Source organism: Mesorhizobium sp. WSM4887, from assembly GCF_029625865.1.
Classification (GTDB): Bacteria; Pseudomonadota; Alphaproteobacteria; order Rhizobiales; family Rhizobiaceae; genus Mesorhizobium.
Map to the genome: position 1 here is coordinate 1 of NZ_JARTVP010000032.1, position 1,783 is coordinate 1,783.

At 66.1% G+C, this 1,783-nt stretch carries 1 protein-coding gene; it reads right to left on the reverse strand.

All coding sequences use genetic code 11. The features are described 5' to 3' along the window. Positions 1-1,783, reverse strand: a 1,783-nt coding sequence (locus P9230_RS32180; protein ID WP_278121744.1) for a malate synthase G, incomplete at both ends; no start/stop codon positions are given.

Below are 1,783 nucleotides of genomic sequence, written 5' to 3' on the forward strand. Positions count from 1 at the left end.
CCGTTGGGCTGGACTGTCCCCTTGAACACCAGGTCGCAGGCGGCCTGGAAGGCGATCGACTTGTCGAAATCCGGCGCCATCGGCCGGTAGAACGGGTCGCCGACATTCTGGCGATCGACGATCGCCGCCATGCGCTGCAGCGAATCCCGGACCTGGATCTCCGAGCACACCTTGTGGCGCAGCCAGTTGGCGATGTGCTGCGAGGAGATGCGCAGCGTGGCGCGGTCCTCCATCAGGCCGACATCGTTGATATCGGGCACTTTCGAGCAGCCGACACCCTGATCGATCCAGCGCACGACATAGCCGAGAATGCCTTGCGCGTTGTTGTCGAGCTCGCGCTGGATCTCGTCCGGGGTCCAGTTCGGCCGCACCGCCACGGGCACCGACAGGATGTCGTCGAGCCTGGCCTTCGGCCGGCTCCTCAGCGCCGCCTGCACGGCGTGCACATCCACTTTATGATAGTGGGTGGCGTGCAGCGTCGCCGCGGTCGGCGACGGCACCCAGGCGGTGTTGGCGCCGGCCTTGGGATGCGCGATCTTCTGTTCCAGCATCGCCGCCATCAAATCCGGCATCGCCCACATGCCCTTGCCGATCTGGGCGTGGCCGGCGAGCCCGCATTCCAGGCCGGTGTCGACGTTCCACGCCTCATAGGCGGAAATCCAGGCCGCCTGCTTCATGTCGCCCTTGCGGATCATCGGGCCGGCTTCCATCGAGGTGTGGATCTCGTCGCCGGTGCGGTCGAGGAAGCCGGTGTTGATGAACACGACGCGCTCCCTTGCGGCGCGGATCGCTTCCTTGAGGTTGACGGTGGTCCGCCGCTCCTCGTCCATGATGCCCATCTTGATGGTGTTCTTGGCCATGCCGAGCAGGACCTCGACGCGATCGAAGATTTCCACGGCGAAGCCGACTTCCTCCGGCCCGTGCATCTTGGGCTTCACCACATACATCGAGCCGGCACGGGAGTTGGCGCGGCGGCCGTTGTCGCCGACATCGTGCAGCGCGATCAGCGCGGTGAGCGCCGCGTCCATGATGCCTTCCGGCACCTCGTTGCCGTCGCGGTCGAGGATCGCCGGATTGGTCATCAGGTGGCCGACATTCCTCACCAGCATCAGCGAGCGTCCGGGCAGCAGCAGCTGGCCGCCATTCGGCGCCGTGTAGCGGCGGTCCGGATTGAGCTTGCGGACAAAGCTCTTGCCGGCCTTGGTGATCTCTTCCGCCAGGTCGCCCTTCATCAGGCCGAGCCAGTTGCGATAGACGACGACCTTGTCCTCGGCATCGACGGCGGCGACCGAATCCTCGCAATCCTGAATGGTGGTCAAGGCGGCCTCGAGGACGACGTCGGCAATGCCGGCCGCATCGGTCTTGCCGATCTGACTGGCATGGTCGACGACGATCTCGATATGCAGGCCGTTCTTTACCAGAAGCACGGCTTCCGGCGTGGCGGCGTCGCCGCGGTAGCCGGCGAACTGCTTCGGGTCGGTAAGCGTGGTGGCGCCGGCGCCTTCGCCGACCTTCAGCGCGCCGTTCGCCACCGAGAGCCCGTTGACGCCGGCCCATTTGCCGGTGGTCAGCGGCACGGACTGGTCGAGGAAGTCCCTGACCCAGGCGATCACCTTGGCGCCGCGCGTGGGATTGAACGCCTTGCCTCTTTCGGCACCTGCGGTCTCGGGAATGGCGTCGGTGCCGTAGAGCGCGTCATAAAGCGAGCCCCAGCGCGCATTGGCGGCATTGAGCGCATAGCGCGCGTTCATCACCGGCACGACCAGCTGCGGCCCGGCGACGA